General features: G+C 55.3%; 2 rRNA genes. Both read right to left on the bottom strand.

The window, feature by feature from the left end:
- Window positions 1-51 precede the first annotated feature (51 nt).
- Window positions 52-168: ribosomal RNA gene (rrf, locus tag Q9R08_RS20785) — 5S ribosomal RNA — on the bottom strand.
- Window positions 169-273: 105 nt separating this feature from the next.
- A 23S ribosomal RNA gene (locus Q9R08_RS20780) occupies window positions 274-3,378 on the bottom strand.
- Between the last annotated feature and the right edge of the window lie 127 nt (window positions 3,379-3,505).

Here is a 3,505-nt window from a genome sequence, read left to right as displayed (position 1 = left end):
GTTAACGCGCAATGGCCACCCCGGTGTGGGGTGGCCATTGCGTGAATGGGTGTCCGGCGGTGTCCTACTCTCCCACAGGGTCCCCCCTGCAGTACCATCGGCGCTGAGAGGCTTAGCTTCCGGGTTCGGAATGTGACCGGGCGTTTCCCTCTCGCTATGGCCGCCGAAACTCTCTTGATGTTTCAGTCTTCACAACGTGAAAAGCATTGTTTTGTTGTGTTCCCGACCGTACATCGGGAACCACTCAGTGGACGCAAGCACCATGAACGGTGTGTTATCAAGTCATCGGCTTATTAGTACCAGTCAGCTGCACGCATTGCTGCGCTTCCACATCTGGCCTATCAACCCAGTAGTCTGGCTGGGAGCCTCTCACCCGAAGGTATGGAAGTCTCATCTTGAGGCCGGCGTCCCGCTTAGATGCTTTCAGCGGTTATCCATCCCGAACGTAGCTAACCAGCGGTGCACTTGGCAGTACAACTGGCACACCAGAGGTTCGTCCAACCCGGTCCTCTCGTACTAGGGTCAGATCCTCTCAAACTTCCTACGCGCGCAGCGGATAGGGACCGAACTGTCTCACGACGTTCTAAACCCAGCTCGCGTACCGCTTTAATGGGCGAACAGCCCAACCCTTGGGACCTACTCCAGCCCCAGGATGCGACGAGCCGACATCGAGGTGCCAAACCATGCCGTCGATATGGACTCTTGGGCAAGATCAGCCTGTTATCCCCGAGGTACCTTTTATCCGTTGAGCGACAGCGCTTCCACAAGCCACTGCCGGATCACTAGTCCCGACTTTCGTCCCTGCTCGACCTGTCAGTCTCACAGTCAAGCTCCCTTGTGCACTTACACTCGCCACCTGATTGCCAACCAGGTTGAGGGAACCTTTGGGCGCCTCCGTTACTTTTTGGGAGGCAACCGCCCCAGTTAAACTACCCACCAGGCACTGTCCCTGAACCGGATTACGGTTCGAAGTTAGATATCCAGAGTGACCAGAGTGGTATTTCAACAATGACTCCACGAATACTGGCGTATCCGCTTCACAGTCTCCCACCTATCCTACACAAGCCACACCGAACACCAATACCAAGCTGTAGTAAAGGTCACGGGGTCTTTCCGTCCTGCTGCGCGTAACGAGCATCTTTACTCGTAATGCAATTTCGCCGAGTTCGCGGTTGAGACAGTTGGGAAGTCGTTACGCCATTCGTGCAGGTCGGAACTTACCCGACAAGGAATTTCGCTACCTTAGGATGGTTATAGTTACCACCGCCGTTTACTGGGGCTTAAATTCTCAGCTTCGCCTTGCGGCTAACCGGTCCTCTTAACCTTCCAGCACCGGGCAGGCGTCAGTCCGTATACATCGTCTTGCGACTTGGCACGGACCTGTGTTTTTAGTAAACAGTCGCTACCCACTAGTCTCTGCGGCCACCACACCCTTTTTGAGGCAAGCTCATATAAGTGGATGGCCCCCCTTCTCCCGAAGTTACGGGGGCATTTTGCCGAGTTCCTTAACCACGATTCTCTCGATCTCCTTGGTATTCTCTACCTGACCACCTGAGTCGGTTTGGGGTACGGGCGGCTAGAACCTCGCGTCGATGCTTTTCTTGGCAGCATAGGATCACCCACTTTTCATCCGCATCGTGTCTCAGCCATCATGAGTGGCGGATTTGCCTACCACTCGGCCTACGCACTTGCCCCGGGACAACCATCGCCCGGGTTGGGCTACCTTCCTGCGTCACACCTGTTAATACGCTAACCGCACCAGCATGGGGTCGTGCGCTAGGCCCACAGCATCACCCCGAAGGGATCCGTCAGTGGGATTCAGACACTTAGCACTACTGGGTTAGTTTGGGCGGTTCTTCGCCGGTACGGGAATATCAACCCGTTGTCCATCGACTACGCCTGTCGGCCTCGCCTTAGGTCCCGACTTACCCAGGGAAGATTAGCTTGACCCTGGAACCCTTGGTCTTTCGGAGGACGTGTTTCTCACACGTCTTTCGCTACTCATGCCTGCATTCTCACTCGTGTGGCGTCCACGGCTGGGTCACCCCGCCGCTTCACTCGCCACACGACGCTCTCCTACCCATCAACACGGCTGGACCACGAAGGCCTACCAATAATGTCAATGCCACAACTTCGGTGGCGTGCTTGAGCCCCGTTACATTGTCGGCGCGGAATCACTTGACCAGTGAGCTATTACGCACTCTTTCAAGGGTGGCTGCTTCTAAGCCAACCTCCTGGTTGTCTAAGCAACTCCACATCCTTTCCCACTTAGCACGCGCTTAGGGACCTTAGATGGTGGTCTGGGTTGTTTCCCTCTCGACTATGAAGCTTATCCCCCACAGTCTCACTGCTGCGCTCTCACTTACCGGCATTCGGAGTTTGGCTGACGTCAGTAACCTTGTAGGGCCCATCGGCCATCCAGTAGCTCTACCTCCGGCAAGAAACACGCAACGCTGCACCTAAATGCATTTCGGAGAGAACCAGCTATCACGAAGTTTGATTGGCCTTTCACCCCTATCCACAGCTCATCCCCTCAGTTTTCAACCTAAGTGGGTTCGGCCCTCCACGACGTCTTACCGTCGCTTCAGCCTGGCCATGGATAGATCACTTCGCTTCGGGTCTAGGACATGCGACTGAATCGCCCTATTCAGACTCGCTTTCGCTACGGCTACCCCACCCGGGTTAACCTCGCCACATATCGCTAACTCGCAGGCTCATTCTTCAAAAGGCACGCTGTCACCCCTACTAAGGAGGCTCCAACGGTTTGTAAGCAAACGGTTTCAGGTACTATTTCACTCCCCTCCCGGGGTACTTTTCACCTTTCCCTCACGGTACTTGTCCGCTATCGGTCATCTGGGAGTATTTAGGCTTATCAGGTGGTCCTGACAGATTCACACGGGATTTCTCGGGCCCCGTGATACTTGGGATACTCTCCACGTCAGAACACGCATTTCGACTACGGGGCTGGCACCCACTCTGGCCCGCCTTTCAAGACGGTTCGTCTATACGCTTCTGTCACGTCGACCACTCGGCAGAATGGTCCGGAAAGTCCCGCAACCCCCCACATGCAACGCCTGCCGGCTCTCACACACATGAGGTTTAGCCTGATCCGATTTCGCTCGCCACTACTCACGGAATCACTGTTGTTTTCTCTTCCTGTGGGTACTGAGATGTTTCACTTCCCCACGTTCCCTCTACCCGCCCTATATATTCAGGCGGGAGTCACCAGGTACGCACGCGCCCTGGCGGGGTTTCCCCATTCGGACACCCTCGGATCAAAACTTGCTTATCAGTTCCCCGAGGCTTATCGCAGATTGCTACGTCCTTCTTCGGCTCCAGATGCCAAGGCATCCACCGTTTGCTCTTAAAGACTTGAAATCACATGAGTTTCATCAAGAATCGAACCCAGACAAAAAGTCCAGGCTGAATGGTCACGGCGGCGACACTCGTCGCGATGGCGCGCCAGCGACCCGACGCCGAGACCTTGTCGATCCTCGTGCCGATC

The organism is Microbacterium psychrotolerans (assembly GCF_031085295.1).
GTDB classification, from domain to species: Bacteria; Actinomycetota; Actinomycetes; order Actinomycetales; family Microbacteriaceae; genus Microbacterium; species Microbacterium psychrotolerans.
Note: the sequence above shows the minus strand (reverse complement) of the source record. Positions and strands in the feature narration are given on the sequence as shown.